Genomic DNA, 15,003 nt, shown 5'->3' on the forward strand with positions numbered 1-15,003 from the left:
CGGGGAAAGGCCCGGCGATGCAGCGGCGCCGACGCGCGCGCTCAGCTCGCCTCTGCAGGCGCGACGCGCCGGCTGCCGGCCGAATAGAACCGGTAGATCCCCTTGCCGGCCGACTTCGCGTCGTACAGCGCGCTGTCGGCCTGGCGGATCAGGTCGTCGGGCGATCCGTGCCCGTCGTCGAGCGCGATGCCGATGCTGATTCCGAGGCTCACCGTGTCGCCGCTCGCCAGCGCGTACGGCGCCGAGATCTGCCGGATGATCCGCGCGGCGAGCAGCGAACACGCGTGGGTCGACGTGTCGCCGAGCGCGATGATGAATTCGTCGCCGCCGACGCGCGCCGCCAGGTCGCCCGGCGGCAGCATCTTGCCGAGCCGCTCGGCGACCTGCGTGAGCACGTCGTCGCCGGCGTGGTGGCCGAAGCGGTCGTTGATCGCCTTGAAGCCGTCGAGGTCGAGATACATGACGGCCAGCACGGAGCTCGGCCCGCGCGGCCGATGCGTGAGCATCCGCTTGAGCTCGGCGTGCAGCTCGTGGCGGTTCGGCAGCCCCGTCAGCGCATCGTGCCGCGCGAGGTGCCGGATGTGCTGCTCGGTCTGGCGGCGCGTGGTGACGTCCTCGACGATGATCACCGTGTTGCCGTCCGGCACGCGGTGGCGCGTCAGTTCGAGCTGGCGGCCGTCGGCCAGCGCGATGTCGAACGGCACGGGCTCGTCGCGCGCCAGCCAGCGCGCGCACTGCGCGCGGAGGCCGGGATCGCGCGGATCGGTCACGGCATGCGTGCCGAGCGCCACGACGACGTCGGGCAGCGGCATGTCGAGCATGATGTCGCGCGGCGAGCCGAACAGCTGCGCGGTGCGCCGGTTGGCGACGATCACGCGGCTATCGCCGTCGATCATGCACAGTCCGTGCGGCATGTAGGTGAGCGCGGCGTCGAAGCGGGCGACGAGTTCGGCGTTGCGCTGGCGCGCGGCGATCAGCGCAACGAGCACGCGGTAATGGCGCTGGACGACCGTGCGCATCGCCGCGAGATAGATCACGAGCGGCGGCAGCAGCAGCCACGCGCCGGGCCGCGTGACCAGCAGCGCGCCGATGCCGATCGGCACCACGCCGAGCGTCACCTGCGTCATCGCGAGCCGCGGCAGCGCCGCATTGCGCGACGCGATCCCGCCGAACACGCCGCCGGCGACCATCACCGACAGCGTGCCGATTTCTGCGTCGGGCGCCGCCACGCACCCCATCACGCCGAGACCGAGCACGAAACAGGCGGCGAGCGACACGGGCGCATAGCGCTGCGCCCAGTACTCGGCGCGATCGTCACCGGCATCGCGGCGCACCACGTACGCGCGCGCGATCGCAAGCCGCGTGGTGAGCAGGCCGATGTCGACGACGAGCCACACGAGACACCAGAGCTGCTGCAGACGGATCAGTGCGATGGCCGCGACGAACCCGCTGGCGAGGCCGGACAGCGCCATTGGCCGGATGTCTTCGAACAGCGTCACGAGCATCGACGGGCGCAGCGCGGCCGTCACGCGGTGGTTGCCGCAGGGAGGTGTTGCGAGAACGGAGTTCAGGATGCGTGCCCTGACTGCCATGGCTTTTTGACCTCGACACGATGTCGACTCACGGCCGGCGGCCCCGCACCGCACGTGGCGGGATGACCGGCGCAGCGGATGCGCACGACATTATCATGAAACATGGGTCAAGCATGGCCGAGTAGTCGTAAACCACGCCCGCGGGACGCTTGCGCATTCGCCGACGCGAAGGCACGATCGTTGCGGACGGGACGATATCGGGTCGCCGGCCGCAGACGGGCTTGCCCGTGCGTCGCGGCGCGTGAGCGCCGATGGTCCGCAATGCCCCCGACGTCGATGCGACCCATCCGGCACGACGCAATCGCGCAACGAATTTCACTCTGTGGCCGGGCGCCGCAGCCCTGTCCTGATCCGGTTATAAGAAATTCAATAAGTATTTCATGCGAAAAATACTATAGGCGATATATCCAAAAGAATGCCAGAATGCGCGCCGCTCCGAACGTCGCGACACCCGATCGCCGTCCGAGCCGTATCAGGAGGTTCCCCCCAATGAAAAACCACGGCCTGTCACGGCGGGGTTTTCTGAAAGCCAGCGTGCTGGCGGGCGTCGCGGTGTACGTCGCGCCCATCGGCAGCCGCGCGTTCGCGGCGCTCTTCGAAGAAAAACTCCTCACCCCTGTCAAATGGGATAGCGTCACCGGCATCCCTCAATTCCGCATCGACGGCATCGCGAAGGTCACGGGCTCGAAAGTGTTCGCCCGTGACGTGCGCGCCGCCGACATGCCGCACTGGCCGCAGCAGCAGTCGCATGCGCTGATCCTGCGCGTCACGCAGGCCGACCGCACGTACGAAGGCTTCGACCTGTCGCTGCTCGGCGACGAGCTCAAGCCGGACCGCGTGGTCACGGCCGACGATCTCGCGCGCGACGGCGTCGCGTTCCCGACGTTCTACGGCGACGACATGCTGTTGCCCGCCGGCAAGACGCCCGCGTATCTCGGCCACGCGGTCGCGATCCTCATCTACCACGACTTCGCGCGCTTCCGTTTCGCGAAGAACACGCTCAAGTTCCGCGACGACGTGATCCGCTACGGCGCGGTCACGGGCCCGCTCGAGCGCGATCCATGGGGCACGTTCCGTTACGTACGGGTGGGCGGCAAGACGGCCTACGACGACGATGTGTATTCGAGCCTGAAGGACGCGCCGATCTTCCCTAGCATGATGCGCAAGCACCTGCCGGTCTGGCCGGACGGCAAGGAGCACGGCAAGCTCGACGAGCAGGGGATGTTCCTCGCCGGCCAGATCGCCGCGGAACTCGATCATCCGTCGGCCGACTGGCTCGTGTTCGACCGCGAGTACAACACGCAGTCGGTCGATACGGCCGCGCTCGAACCCGACAACGCGAACTGCTGGTACGACGCCGCGACGCAGTCGCTGCACCTCGTCGTGCCGACCCAGTCGCCGCTCGAAGTGGCGGAGAACGCGGCCGCGATGGTCGCGAAGTGCCGCTTCCCGGTGAAGCAGCTGTTCGTGCATCCGTGCTACACGGTCGGCTACGGCTCGAAGGATCACTGCAACGTGCCGTTCTACGGCCTCGTGTGCGCGCTGTACGCGGATGGCCGCCCGGTGCGTTTCGCGAACGACCGCTACGAGCAGTTCCAGACGTCCCTTAAGCGTCACGCGTTCAAGATGCACTACCGGATCGCGGTCGACCGCAACACGGGCCTGCTGCAGTCGTTCAAGGGCGACTTCGAGGCGAACGGCGGCGGGCGCTCGAATTTCTCGCCGTCGGTGGCGATGGTCGGCGCGACGGCCGCGCAATCGATCTACTACTTCCCGAAGAGCGACCTCGCGGCCGTCGCGATCGCGTCGCGTGCGATCGACGCCGGCTCCGCGCGCGGCTACGGCACGCTGCAGAGCATGGCCGCGACCGAAATGGCGGTCGACGAAATCGCCGCGCAACTGAACATCGATCCGATCGATTTCCGGCTGCGCAACGCGCTGCGTTCGGGGATGAAGAACACGCAGGGTGCGATTCCCGCCGGCGCGCTGCGCGTCGCGGAAGTGCTGGAGCGCGCGAAGCAGCATCCGTTGTGGACGCACCGTGTTGCGCGCAAGACCGAGTTCGAAGCATCGAACCCCGGCAAGCGCTACGGCGTCGGTTTCGCGTGCGTGCAGAAGGACTTCGGCACGGGCGCGGAAGCGTCGTTCGCGAAGGTCGAATTCGACGCGAACGGCAACGTGTCGCTGCATCACACGGCTGCCGAAATCGGCACCGGGATGTCGACGTCGCAGGCCGTCGCGGTCGCGAAGTGGCTCGGCCGTCCGGCAAGCGAAGTACGCGTGGCCGTGACCGAATGGCCGGACCTGCCGGTCGAGACGAGCGGCGATCCGTACCTGATGTCGCAGGCCGACCAGGATCGCCTCAGCGCGAATCCGCGCTGGTCGCCGGGCTATGCGTCGCCGTCGAGCGCGACGAACTCCGCGTACTACTTCACGCACAGCACGCGCGAAGCCGCACGGGCGGTGTTCCGCTACGGCCTGTGGCCGGCTGCGATGTCGATCTGGAGCCGCGGCCTCGGCGGCGGCCAGGCCGCGCCGTACGCGATCCGCATCGAGGACGCGCGCTGGGTCGACGGCAAGCTGACGGCCGACGGTCTGGAGCCGCTGACGTTCGAGCAGCTCGCGAAGCAGGCGCACGCGCTCGGCCTGCCGACCGGTGCCGTCGTGCACGTGTTCAACCGCTGGCAGTGGACCGACGCCGAGTTCGAAGTGGGCGGCGCGGTCGATCGTCTGCCGATCGACGGGCTGTCGCTGCGCGTCGGCGCGCCGAAGACCGGCGACGACGGCCCGATCCCGGGCACCGCCGCGCCGGCCGGCGCGACCGCGCTGCGCGGCACGCTCGCGCCGACCGCGAACGGCTACCGCGTGCTGGACCGCAAGCGCGTGTTCATTCCGCCGACGAGCCGCAACAACGCGGCCGTCACGTACTACACGGCGGTCGGCACGCTCGTCGAGCTGGCCGTGCACGAATCGACCGGCAAGGTCGAGCTGCTCACGCATCACTCGATCATGGAGTGCGGCAACCAGATCTCGCCGCAGCTCGTGTCGGGCCAGTTGCAGGGCGGCCTCGCGATGGGCATCGGCCATGCGCTGCACGAGTATCTGCCGCTTTACGAAGACGGCCCCGGCAACGGCACGTGGAACTTCAACCGTTACCAGCTGCCGCGCGCGACCGACGTCGCCGTGTGGTCGCAGACGGGCGACATCCTGCCGCCGCTGTCCGAGACCGATCCGCCGAAGGGCGTCGCCGAAGTGGTGATGATTCCCGTCGTCGGCGCGATCGTAAACGGCATCGCGCACGCGATCGGCCATCGTTTCACCGATTTGCCGGTGACCCCGCAAAAGATTCAGGAGGTGCTCGCATGACGACCGCCCAAACCGCGGCTTCGGCCGCGAGCGCCGGCGCGGCTGCGACCGGCGCTTCCGGGCCGAACGCCGCTTCGGCCGCCCCGGCTTCGGCGCCCGCCGGAGCCGCACCCGCAGCAGCCACTGCGGCTTCGGCGCCCGTCGAGCGTCCGCTCGTGCGGTTCCAGCAGAAGCCGCTGTCGGTGAACATCAACGGCAAGGCCGTCGGACCGATGCAGGTGCCCGAGGGGCTGATGATGATCGAGTTCCTGCACGAATACGCGGGCCTCACCGGTTCGCGGCTCGGCTGCGGGCAGGGCATCTGCCACGCGTGCGTCGTGATCGTCGACAAGCCGGACGGCACCAGCGAGGAAATGCGCACGTGCATCACCGGCGCGCACTTCTTCCACGGCCGCTCGATCCGCACGATCGAAGGCCACGCGAAGCGCAACGAAGCGGGCGAAGTGGTCGAGCTGTCGCCGATCCAGCAGAAGTTCCTCGAGCATTTCAGCTTCCAGTGCGGCTATTGCACGCCGGGCTTCGTCAATGCGGCGACCGTGCTGATCGAACGCCTGAAGCGCGCGCCGATCGCGAAGGCCGACGTCGAGCACACGATCACCGACGCGCTGAACGCGCACATCTGCCGCTGCACGGGCTACGTCCGCTATTACGAAGCCGTGAAGGACGTGATTTTGACGACGCCGGGACTCGTGAAGGACGCCGCATGAAACGCACATTCGTCCATCGTGTCGCGCGGGCCGCGGGCCTGCCCGCGATCGCGGCCGCCTGCGCGCTGCTGCTCGCCGCGTGCGGCGGCCATGACGCGCCGGTCTCCAGCGCGGCGTCCGGCGCGCCCGGAGCCGACCAGGTCGCGCGCGGCCGCTATCTCGTGAAGGCCGCCGACTGCGCGGCGTGCCACACCGCGAAGGACGGCGCGCCGTTCGCCGGCGGCGCACCGCTCGAATCGCCGTTCGGCACGTTCTACGGCTCGAACATCACGCCCGACAAGGATCGCGGGATCGGCAACTGGAGCGCGGACGAGTTCTACGCCGCGCTGCACGACGGCAAGGCGCCGGGCAAGCGGCTGTATCCGTCGATGCCGTACACGTCGTACCGGCAGCTCACGCGCGCCGACGCCGACGCGATGTACGCGTACCTGCAGACGGTGAAGCCGGTCGCGCAGGAAAACCGCAAGCACGAGCTGAAGTTCCCGTACAACCTGCGCTTCGGCATGGTGTTCTGGGACATGGTGTTCCTGAAGGACAGCCTGCCCGACGCGTCGAGCGGCCAATCCGCCGACTGGCAGCGCGGCCGCTATCTCGCGGGTGCGCTCGGCCACTGCGCCGAATGCCATACGCCGCGCGCGTTCACGGGCCAGCTCGACGGCGCGAAGCCGTTCGCGGGCGCCGCGCTCGGCCGCGTGGCCGCGCCCGACATCACGCCGGCCGGCCTCGCCGCGCGCGGCTGGACGGGCACCGACCTGCAGACGTTCTTCGGTGTCGGCATCGCGCCGCAAGGCTCGGCGTTCGGCGAGATGTATCCGGTCGTGCACCTGAGCACGCAATACCTGACGCAGCGCGACCTGCGCGCGCTGTCCGTGTACCTGCTCGGCGATACGCCGCCGGCGCCGCAGCCGGTGAAGCCCGTGTCGGCCGACGCGCAGCAGCTCGCGGCCGGCCGCTCGGTGTATCTGGCGGTGTGCGCGGGCTGTCATGGCTTCAACGGCGAAGGCAAGCCGCACGTCGCGGTGCCGATGAACGGCAATTCGACGCTGCGTCAGGCCGACTCGCGCAACCTGCTGGTCGCGATGCTCGACGGCATCGACGAGCAGAAGTTCGCCGGCTTCGAGAACCTGCAGCCGATGCCGGGTTTCGCGCACACGCTGAGCGACGACGAACTCGCGCAGCTCGCGAACTACCTGCGCGCGACGTGGGGCGGCCAGCCCGCGAACGTCACGCCGGCCGACGTGAAGGCAATGCGTTAAGCCGTAACGAAGGGCGGGGCGTCGCGCGCGATGCGGCCGGTTTCCGGCCGTGCCGGCGCGCAGCGCTCCGTTCGGGCTGGGGCGGCGCTTCAGTAGCCGCCGCCCCCTCCGCCACCGCCGCCGCCGCCGCCGCCGCCCGATCCGCCGCCGCCGTACCGGCTCATGCCGGACCCCTGCGAAGCGCCACCGTCCGACGACGTACATCCCGCCGACAGCAGCAGCGCCAGCGCCGCGATCACCACCGCGGCCAATCTCGCCGATTTCATTTCAATCTCCTTGCAGTGCGCGCGCCGCATGACGAGCGGGGTCGATCGAGCCGTGCGATTGCGCGATGACGAGACGTTCCGGGCGGCCGGTTTATTCCATGCTTTTTGCCTATCGTCGCGTGCGGCCCGCGCGGGGCCGGATTGGAAGCGTGTCGCGCCGGCTTGGTACACTCCAGCACGCCGCCATTCCGATTCCGACTACAACAACCATGAGTGCCACCCTCGAGCGCCCGCCGCGCAAGTCGTCGCGTCCATCCACGCGTGTCGTGTTCGGCTGCGTGTCGTTCGGCGTCGGTGCGCCGCTGGTCGCCGCGCTCGTATGGCCGCTCGTGATGCTGGTTGCGTGGTCGGTGATCAACGGCCCGCGATGGGACACGCTGAAGCTCTGCGCAGGCATGGTGCCGATGATCTTCTTCGCGTCGTTCCTGTTCGGCTATGTGCTGCCGGCGATCGTTGCGGGCGGCATCATGGCGGCGATCGGCACGCGCATCCGGCGACGCTGGTTCGTGCTGCTCGGGGTGATCGTCGGCACGAGCGCGATGACCGGCTATACGCTGCTGAAGGCCTTCTTGCTGGGCCTCGACGAGATCGGCGGCATCGACGGCGTCGCCATACTCGATGCGTTCGTCACGTCGGCGGTGATGTCGCACTGGCTGCACCGGCGGCTCGAGCGCGCGCCGCGGGCGGACAGCGGGGCGCCGGCGTGCGACGGCCGCGCATAGCGATCCGCATGGAGCGGCGTGGCGGATGTGCGGCGCCGGTCTGCTCGCGCTGCTCGCATTCGTGTGCAGCGATCGCGTGATCTATGTGACCGCGTTGCGGGTGATGCGTTGCGACGACGCCGCCGTGGCGGCGGCATCCGATCAACGATAGACGAGATCGGCGCGGCGGTTCTGCGCCCACGATGCCTCGTCGTGACCGAGCGCGACCGGCTTTTCCTTGCCGAGGCTCACGGCCTCGAGCTGCGAGCCCGGCACGCCCAGCGTTTCGAGCGCGCTCATCACCGCTTGCGAACGGCGTTGGCCGAGCGCGAGGTTGTATTCGGACGTGCCGCGTTCGTCGGTGTTGCCCTGGATCAGTACATGGCGCGCCGGATGGCTGCGCAGGTAGTCCGCATGCGCGTGGAGCAGCGACTCGTATTCCGGCTTCACCGAGTAGTTGTCGAAATCGAAATAGACGCTGCGCTTCGCGAGGGGGCTGTTCGGATTGTCGAGATCGTCGGCCGACACCGTAGCGACCGCCTCGCTCGCCGGTGCGGGTGTCATCCCGGCGTTCTCGGGCGTTTTCGCCGCGTGGTGGCAACCCGCCAGCAGCGCGAGGATTGCCAGGACCGCAACTCGGTTTGTTGTGCGCATTGTGTATCTCCTGCGGTTGACTGCGTGGAAAGCGTCGTGGGTGCAAGCGGCCACGTCATGTATCCGGTCGCGACCGGCGCGAAAGTGCCGGCGTTTCGTCAGCGATGCGAGCGCTTTCGTAAGCCGGCGATGCGCCATATGAAAGATTGTCGTGGCCGGAACGCCGAACGACGGCGCCGCTGCAATCAGATTAGGAAAAATGTCACAACGTGACCAGCTTCTCCTGCTGATTCGCGCAGGAAGCGACGCTTGAAACGCGGCCCTGCACACGAAGCGGCGCTGCCGTCAGAACTTGTGCCGCAACCCCAGCGCGACGACGAGCTGGTTGCTGTTGGCGGACGGCGTCATCGTCCAGACGGTCGCGTTGAACGCCGGATTGCCGTCGCCGCCGCTCACGCTTTGATAGACGCCTTCCAGATACGCATCCGTGCGTTTCGAGAACGCGTAGTCGGCCTGCGCGACGACATGGTTCCATTTCGGGCGCGTCTGGCCCGTGCGGCTGTCGAAACGGCCCATCGTGTACGTGTACGCGGCGGCCACGCTGAACGCCCGTGTGACGATGAAGCGGCCGTCGACCGTGAAGTTGTCGAACACGAGCGATTCGCCCTTCAGCGCCGTGATGCCGCCGCCCTGCAGCACGCCGGTCACGCCGTCGGTCGTCGAGTGCGACCATGCGGCACCGACCGAGTGCGGGCCGAACGCATAGCGTCCGGCCACCGACCAGATCTGCTGGTTGCCGCCCGTGATCGTCGCGGATCCGTCGACCGTGCTGAGCGCGCCGTCCGGGTTCGGCGCGTTGCGATCGCGGCTGATCTTCAGGTAGCCGGCGCCGAATTTCACCGGCCCGTTGGCATAGCCGAGCCCGGCGCTCCAGACGGCGTTGTTCGAAAACTCTCCGGCCTTGTTCGACAACCCGAACATCGCGCCGAACGTCAGCCCGCGATAGGTCGGGCTCGTGTACTTCACCGCGTTGTTGATGCGCAGGTTGCGGTTCGAGTCGTCGTTGTCGTACGGGTGCACCGCGAGATTGCCGCCCCAGCCGGGGCCCGCCGCGCCGAGCGGCGTCACGAACTCGAGGATCTCGTCGTACTGGCGGCCGAACGTCAGCGTGCCGGCCGTGCGCGAGCTGACGCCGATCCACGCCTGACGGCCGAACAGGTCGACGCCTTTCTGCGACAGCTTGCCGGTCGTCCCCGAGAAGCCGCTTTCGAGCGCGAAGACGGCGGCCGTGCCGCCGCCGAGATCCTCACGGCCGCGCAACCCCCAGCGCGATGCGTTCAATGCGCCGCTCGTCATCGCGACGCTGCCGCTGCCCGGCGAGCCGGCGCCTTGCGTGCGCTGGTCGGTCGAATAAGTGATCGACGTGTCGATCAGGCCGTATAGCGTGACGCTGCTTTGTGCATGTGCGATGCCGGGCATGAACGGGGCGATGCAGGCGGCGATGACCGTCCCCGCAGTCTTGCCCGATGCGAGGCGGCCGCGGCGGACGGCGTGCGTCGCGGCAGCGCCGGCGTGTCGGTTCGTTTTATAGGAATGCATAGGATTTTTTATCGTGGCTCAGGCGTCGAGCGCCGACGGGCCGCGTCGGCACGCTTCGCTGACGGATCGAGCGGCCATTATTGGAGATCGTGCGACGGGCGATTAAGGCGCTGCACAGGAAAGGTCCTCTGCAGAATCGCGCGGAATCGGCGCGTGGTGCTGCGGTGCGCGCACGGCGGCGTGCTTTCGTTCCGGGGGAGTACGCTCAGCGATTCACGTCGGCTTCGCGGTGGGCGATCTCGAGCGCCACGTGTTGAAACGCCGTATCAGTGCGCGTTTCCGTACTGCGTAAACAACCAGTCGCGCATGGCCTCGAGCGCTTCCGAATGCGCGTTCGCTTGCGGAAAGACGACATGGAACCCGAGCGTCATCGGAAAGGAAAAGTCGAAAACACGCCGCAGCCGGCCATCCGCGATATCGCGCTCGACGAGCGGCTCGCTGGTCAGCGCGATGCCTTGCCCCGCGACTGCCGCGTCGATGGCGAGCAGGGTCTGACTGAATCGCGGCCCTTTGGTCGGGTCGGCTTTCACTTTTCCGCCGAGTTTGCGGATGAATTCGGGCCACAGATCGTGGGCGTCGTGCAGCAGCACGTGCTTCGACAAGTCGGCAGGCTTGCGGATCGGCGGATTGCCATCGAGCAGCTTGGGACTGCCGACGGCGAAGATATCGAGCGGAAACAGCAATTCGCCGGTCAAACCAGGCGGGAACGGCGGCTTGCACAGTCGAATCGCGATGTCGACGCCATCGGCCTTGAACGTCGCGAGCCGTTCGTCGGCGATCACGCGCACCTCGATGTCGGGATGCAGCCGGCTGAAGTCCGACAGCCGCGGAATCAGCCACTTCGACGCGAACGACGGCGTCGTGCTCACCGTGAGAATCGTCGCGCGCTCGCCCAGCGCTTCCGTTGCGTCGGAGATGATCTGCAGCGCGCGCTGGACCGACGAGAAATACTCGAGCCCGTCGCGCGTCAGCGCGAGCCCGCGCGGCAAGCGCCGAAAGAGCTGGACGTCCACGGCGACTTCCAGATGCCTGACCTGTTGCGCGACCGCGCCCTGCGTTACGCCGAGTTCATCGGCGGCCAGCCGGAAATTGAGGTGGCGCGCCGACGCTTCGAACGCGCGAAGCGCATTGAGCGGCGGGAACCGGCGGGTACGCAAAAGAGCCTTCATGCAGTAGAAATTCTACAGGGTGACTGGAGAAATCATCGTTCGACATTTGCATTATAGAGACCTAGAGTGCTGCAATAGCTCGATGTCGAGACCGAACACGGCGTACCGCCGACCTATCCAGGAGAACAGCATGACTGTAGAGAAAGTGGCTTTAGTGACGGCGGCGGGCAAGGGCATGGGCGCTGCAATCGCGCGGGATCTTGCCGGCAACGGCTACCGCGTCGCGCTGATGTCGCCGTCCGGCAGTGCCGTCGAACTGGCGAAGGAACTCGGTGGTTTCGGCATCGCAGGGTCCGTCACCGAAGACGCCGACATCGAGCGCTTCGTGAACGAGACACTCGCAAAGTACGGCCGCATCGACGCCGTCGTCAACAACACCGGGCATCCGCCGAAGGGCGACTTGCTTTCCGTGAAGGACGACAAGTGGCACGAAGGGCTCGATCTGATCGTGCTCAACGTCGTGCGCGTGCTGCGGCGTGTGACGCCGGTTTTCCTGAAGCAGGGCGGCGGTGCGGTGGTCAATATTTCGAGCTTCGCGGCCGATGCGCCCGAGCAGGCAATGCCGGTGTCGTCCGCGCTGCGCGCGGCGCTCAGCTCCTTCACGCGCCTGTACGCGGATCGCTATGCGAAGGACAACATCCGGATCAACTCGGTGCTGCCGGGCTTCATCGACAGCTGGCCGGAGACGCCCGAAATCGTTGCGCGCATTCCGGTCGGCCGGTTCGGCAAGACGCAGGAGATCGCGCAGACCGTGACGTTCCTGCTATCCGAAGGCGCGGGCTATATCACCGGGCAGAACATTCGCGTCGACGGTGGGATCGTGCGGGCGCTGTAAGACGAGCCGGCATCGGCGGGGCGGCGCGCGTGCGAAGGCCCGCGCGGCGTCCGTTCGACGCGAATGTGCAAAGAGATATCGAAGGGCGCCTGAAGGCGCTCGGCGTCGTGCTACCCGTCGCGCCGCTGTCTGCTCGACGCTCGTTTGCAGCAGTCCGCCGCGATCTACCGCGACGGGCCACACACAAAAAAGCACGACACCCTTCCGGACCCCGCACCCAACCCAAACTCTCGCGACTGGGCGCTACTTACGACGACGACCAGGGCCGGCTCTCATGGATGCTCACATTGCCAACCCGAGAAACCAGCCCATCCACTACGCTTACTTCGCGGTCGGCATCGCGAATTCTGCCCCCTTGCCGATGCTCGACGACCAGCGCTGCATGATCGACTTTTGCTTCGTATAGAAGCGCACGCCTTCTTCGCCGTATGCGTGCATGTCGCCGAACAGGCTCTTCTTCCAGCCGCCGAACCCGTGCCATGCCATCGGCACGGGGATCGGCACGTTGATGCCGACCATGCCGACCTGGATGCGGCGTGCAAATTCGCGCGCGATGCCGCCGTCGCTCGTGTAGCACGCGACGCCGTTGCCGAACTCATGCGCATTGATCAGATTCACGGCTTCGGCAAAATCCTTCACGCGCACGCACGCGAGTACCGGCCCGAAGATTTCTTCCTTGTAGATGCGCATATCGGTCGTCACGTTGTCGAACAGCGTGCCGCCGGTGAAGAAGCCTTCCTCTCGGCCAGGGACTTTCAGGCCGCGACCGTCGACGACGAGCTTCGCGCCTTCCTGCACGCCGATGTCGATGTAGCTTTCGATCCGCTTCAGCGCGTCGCCCGTGACGATCGGGCCCATTTCGACTTCCGGCGACATGCCGTCGCCGATGACGAGCGTTTTCGCGCGCTCCGCGAGCTTCGCGACGATGCGATCGCCGATGTCGCCGACCAGCACGGCGACGCTGATCGCCATGCAGCGCTCGCCGGCCGAGCCATAGGCGGCGCCGATCAGTCCGTCGACCGCTTGCTCGAGGTTCGCGTCGGGCATCACGACCATATGGTTCTTCGCACCGCCGAGTGCCTGTGCGCGCTTGCCGTTTTGCGATGCGCGCTGGTGTACGTAGTGCGCGATCGGCGTCGAGCCAACGAAGCTGACCGCCTGCACGTCGGGATGATCGATGAGCGCGTCGACCGCGTTCTTGCCGCCTTGCACGACGTTGAAGACGCCGTTCGGCAGGCCCGCCTCGGTCAGCAAATCGGCGATGAACAGTGCCGCCGACGGATCGCGCTCGCTCGGCTTCAGCACGAACGTGTTGCCCGTTGCGAGTGCGACCGGGAACATCCAGCACGGCACCATGCACGGGAAGTTGAACGGCGTGATGCCCGCGACGACGCCCAGCGGCTGGCGCATCGTCCAGTTGTCGATGCCGGTGCTGACCTGATCGGTGAAGTCGCCCTTCAGCAGTTGCGGCACGCCGGCGGCGAATTCGATGATGTCGATGCCGCGCGCGACTTCGCCCTGCGCGTCGGAGAATACCTTGCCGTGTTCGGCGGTGATGATCGCGGCGAGCGTGTCGCGATGCTCGTTCATCAGCTGCAGGAAGCGGTGCATCACGCGCGCGCGACGGATCGGCGGCGTCTCCGACCACGCCGGGAATGCGGCCTGTGCGGCGGCGACGGCCTGGGCGACTTCGTTGTCGTCGGCGAGCGCCACGCGGCGGGCGGCCTTGCCCACTGCCGGATTGAACACGTCCTGGAAGCGGCCGCTTGCGCCCGGCACGCGGGCACCGTCGATGTAGTGGCCGACGTCGTCGGACGAGGTGAAGGCGGGAACCGTGGTCATCGAATCGTCTCCTGAGCGGTGGTCCTGATTGGGAAGGCCTCAGTCTAGGCAAATGACGGCGGCTGGAGAAGACCGCTCCAATTGATTCACTGTTCAGAATACTGAATAATCGAGCGATGAATTCGCAAAATACCCAAACCCTTTGGCCGCACATCCATTCGCTGACCGTGCTCGCCGTGACCGGCAGCTTCACTGCTGCGGCGCAGCGGCTCGGCATCAGCAAGGCGGCCATGAGCCAGCGCATCGCCGATCTCGAGGCGGCCGCCGGCGTGCCGCTCGTGCGGCGCACCACGCGCAGCGTGCGGCTCACGGAAGCAGGGCAGACGCTCGTCGACAGCACGCGCGAGGCGTACGAGACGATCGAGATGAACTTCGCGCGCGTGAAGGATCTGGCTGGCGAGCCGCGCGGCCTCGTGCGCGTGACGATGCCGGTCGCGCTCGGACGGCAGCGGATCGTGCCGCTGTTGCCGGCCTTCATCGCGCAGTATCCGGCGGTGCGCATCGAACTCGAGTTGTCGGACCGGCTGTTTTCACTGTCGCAGGAAGGCTTCGACCTCGCGATTCGTCATACGACCACCGCGCCGCAGACGCATGTCGCGTGGAAGCTCTGCGAGACGCGCTCGCTGCTCGTCGCGAGCCGCGCGTATCTGGCGCGACGCGGCACGCCCGAGCATCCGAATGCGCTCGTCGATCACGACTGCCTGTGCTATTTGCGCGGCAACGAACCGACCGCATGGAGCTTCGAGCCGCGCGACCGGCGGCGTGCACGCGTGAGCGTGCCCGTACGCGGCTGTTTCGCAGCGAACAATAGCGAAGCGATGCGGGAGGCGGCGCTCGGCGGCCTCGGCATCGCGTTGCTGCCGGATTTCAGCGCGCAGCGCGACATCGACGCGGGCCACCTCGTGCCGCTGCTCGGCGCGTGGCGTCCGTCGGGCGCATTCGGTGACCATATCTTCGCGATTCGCCCTTATAGTCCGGTCGTGCCTAGCGCAGTGCGTGCGCTGGTGGAATATCTACGGGGGGAACTGAGCGGCGGGTTTTCGCCTGGCATGGCGGCGTCTCGCTAAGCGTCGAGA

At 67.3% G+C, this 15,003-nt stretch carries 12 protein-coding genes; 6 read left to right on the plus strand and 6 right to left on the minus strand.

Annotated elements, in window-relative coordinates; translation table 11 throughout:
- Positions 1 to 41: 41 nt before the first annotated feature.
- Positions 42 to 1,592 carry a sensor domain-containing diguanylate cyclase gene (locus tag O1Q03_RS01400; protein ID WP_269501250.1) on the minus strand — a complete coding sequence of 517 codons (1,551 nt, stop codon included), beginning with the start codon at positions 1,590 to 1,592 and terminating at the stop codon, positions 42 to 44.
- 489 nt (positions 1,593 to 2,081) lie between these two features.
- Between O1Q03_RS01400 and O1Q03_RS01405 the strand changes: the two genes are divergently transcribed.
- The 3 genes from O1Q03_RS01405 to O1Q03_RS01415 are packed head-to-tail and all read left to right on the plus strand — an operon-like array spanning position 2,082 to position 6,921.
- Positions 2,082 to 4,958 carry a xanthine dehydrogenase family protein molybdopterin-binding subunit gene (locus O1Q03_RS01405; protein ID WP_269501251.1) on the plus strand — a complete coding sequence of 959 codons (2,877 nt, stop codon included), beginning with the start codon at positions 2,082 to 2,084 and terminating at the stop codon, positions 4,956 to 4,958.
- Positions 4,955 to 5,665, plus strand: a complete 711-nt coding sequence (locus O1Q03_RS01410) for a (2Fe-2S)-binding protein (protein ID WP_269501252.1) — start codon at positions 4,955 to 4,957, stop codon at positions 5,663 to 5,665. The genes O1Q03_RS01405 and O1Q03_RS01410 overlap by 4 nt, the downstream gene beginning before the upstream one ends.
- Complete coding sequence (locus tag O1Q03_RS01415; RefSeq protein WP_269501253.1) at positions 5,662 to 6,921, plus strand: cytochrome c; 1,260 nt, start codon at positions 5,662 to 5,664, stop codon at positions 6,919 to 6,921. Before O1Q03_RS01410 ends, O1Q03_RS01415 begins: the two co-directional genes overlap by 4 nt.
- A gap of 89 nt (positions 6,922 to 7,010) precedes the next feature.
- On the opposite strand, the gene O1Q03_RS01420 is transcribed toward O1Q03_RS01415, so the two are convergent.
- Positions 7,011 to 7,187: a hypothetical protein gene (locus O1Q03_RS01420; protein ID WP_269501254.1), complete on the minus strand. Its 177-nt coding sequence runs from the start codon at positions 7,185 to 7,187 to the stop codon at positions 7,011 to 7,013.
- A 209-nt stretch (positions 7,188 to 7,396) separates the two neighbouring features.
- On the opposite strand from O1Q03_RS01420, the gene O1Q03_RS01425 reads away from it, so the two are divergent.
- Positions 7,397 to 7,909, plus strand: a complete 513-nt coding sequence (locus O1Q03_RS01425; protein ID WP_269501255.1) for a hypothetical protein — start codon at positions 7,397 to 7,399, stop codon at positions 7,907 to 7,909.
- 141 nt (positions 7,910 to 8,050) lie between these two features.
- Here the strand turns inward: O1Q03_RS01425 and pal are convergent, their stop codons facing one another.
- The 3 genes from pal to gcvA all read right to left on the minus strand — a co-directional run bounded on the left by pal (position 8,051) and on the right by gcvA (position 11,250).
- Entirely contained in the window at positions 8,051 to 8,542 is a 492-nt protein-coding gene (gene pal, locus O1Q03_RS01430) for a peptidoglycan-associated lipoprotein Pal (protein WP_269501256.1), read from the minus strand.
- 285 nt (positions 8,543 to 8,827) lie between these two features.
- Positions 8,828 to 10,081: a porin gene (locus O1Q03_RS01435; protein WP_269501257.1), complete on the minus strand. Its 1,254-nt coding sequence runs from the start codon at positions 10,079 to 10,081 to the stop codon at positions 8,828 to 8,830.
- Positions 10,082 to 10,347: 266 nt separating this feature from the next.
- Positions 10,348 to 11,250 carry a transcriptional regulator GcvA gene (gene gcvA, locus O1Q03_RS01440; protein WP_269501258.1) on the minus strand — a complete coding sequence of 301 codons (903 nt, stop codon included), beginning with the start codon at positions 11,248 to 11,250 and terminating at the stop codon, positions 10,348 to 10,350.
- 130 nt (positions 11,251 to 11,380) lie between these two features.
- On the opposite strand from gcvA, the gene O1Q03_RS01445 reads away from it, so the two are divergent.
- Complete coding sequence (locus O1Q03_RS01445; RefSeq protein ID WP_269501259.1) at positions 11,381 to 12,085, plus strand: SDR family oxidoreductase; 705 nt, start codon at positions 11,381 to 11,383, stop codon at positions 12,083 to 12,085.
- Between the two features lie 321 nt (positions 12,086 to 12,406).
- On the opposite strand, the gene O1Q03_RS01450 is transcribed toward O1Q03_RS01445, so the two are convergent.
- Entirely contained in the window at positions 12,407 to 13,927 is a 1,521-nt protein-coding gene (locus O1Q03_RS01450; protein ID WP_269501260.1) for a CoA-acylating methylmalonate-semialdehyde dehydrogenase, read from the minus strand.
- A gap of 116 nt (positions 13,928 to 14,043) precedes the next feature.
- Here O1Q03_RS01450 and O1Q03_RS01455 point away from each other — a divergent pair, with 116 nt between their 5' ends.
- A complete protein-coding gene (locus O1Q03_RS01455) occupies positions 14,044 to 14,994 on the plus strand; it encodes a LysR family transcriptional regulator (RefSeq protein WP_269501261.1) in 951 nt (316 codons plus the stop codon).
- Positions 14,995 to 15,003 lie beyond the last annotated feature (9 nt).

The sequence above is a fragment of the Burkholderia sp. IMCC1007 genome (genome assembly GCF_027257875.1).
Lineage (GTDB): Bacteria > Pseudomonadota > Gammaproteobacteria > Burkholderiales > Burkholderiaceae > Burkholderia.

Bases quoted from the DNA above. Each gene is read 5' to 3' on its own strand.
- O1Q03_RS01400 (WP_269501250.1), bottom strand. From the start codon at position 1,592: ATGGCAGTCAGGGCACGCATCCTGAACTCCGTTCTCGCAACACCTCCC.
- O1Q03_RS01405 (WP_269501251.1), top strand. From the start codon at position 2,082: ATGAAAAACCACGGCCTGTCACGGCGGGGTTTTCTGAAAGCCAGCGTG.
- O1Q03_RS01410 (WP_269501252.1), top strand. From the start codon at position 4,955: ATGACGACCGCCCAAACCGCGGCTTCGGCCGCGAGCGCCGGCGCGGCT.
- O1Q03_RS01415 (WP_269501253.1), top strand. From the start codon at position 5,662: ATGAAACGCACATTCGTCCATCGTGTCGCGCGGGCCGCGGGCCTGCCC.
- O1Q03_RS01420 (WP_269501254.1), bottom strand. From the start codon at position 7,187: ATGAAATCGGCGAGATTGGCCGCGGTGGTGATCGCGGCGCTGGCGCTG.
- O1Q03_RS01425 (WP_269501255.1), top strand. From the start codon at position 7,397: ATGAGTGCCACCCTCGAGCGCCCGCCGCGCAAGTCGTCGCGTCCATCC.
- pal (WP_269501256.1), bottom strand. From the start codon at position 8,542: ATGCGCACAACAAACCGAGTTGCGGTCCTGGCAATCCTCGCGCTGCTG.
- O1Q03_RS01435 (WP_269501257.1), bottom strand. From the start codon at position 10,081: ATGCATTCCTATAAAACGAACCGACACGCCGGCGCTGCCGCGACGCAC.
- gcvA (WP_269501258.1), bottom strand. From the start codon at position 11,250: ATGAAGGCTCTTTTGCGTACCCGCCGGTTCCCGCCGCTCAATGCGCTT.
- O1Q03_RS01445 (WP_269501259.1), top strand. From the start codon at position 11,381: ATGACTGTAGAGAAAGTGGCTTTAGTGACGGCGGCGGGCAAGGGCATG.
- O1Q03_RS01450 (WP_269501260.1), bottom strand. From the start codon at position 13,927: ATGACCACGGTTCCCGCCTTCACCTCGTCCGACGACGTCGGCCACTAC.
- O1Q03_RS01455 (WP_269501261.1), top strand. From the start codon at position 14,044: ATGAATTCGCAAAATACCCAAACCCTTTGGCCGCACATCCATTCGCTG.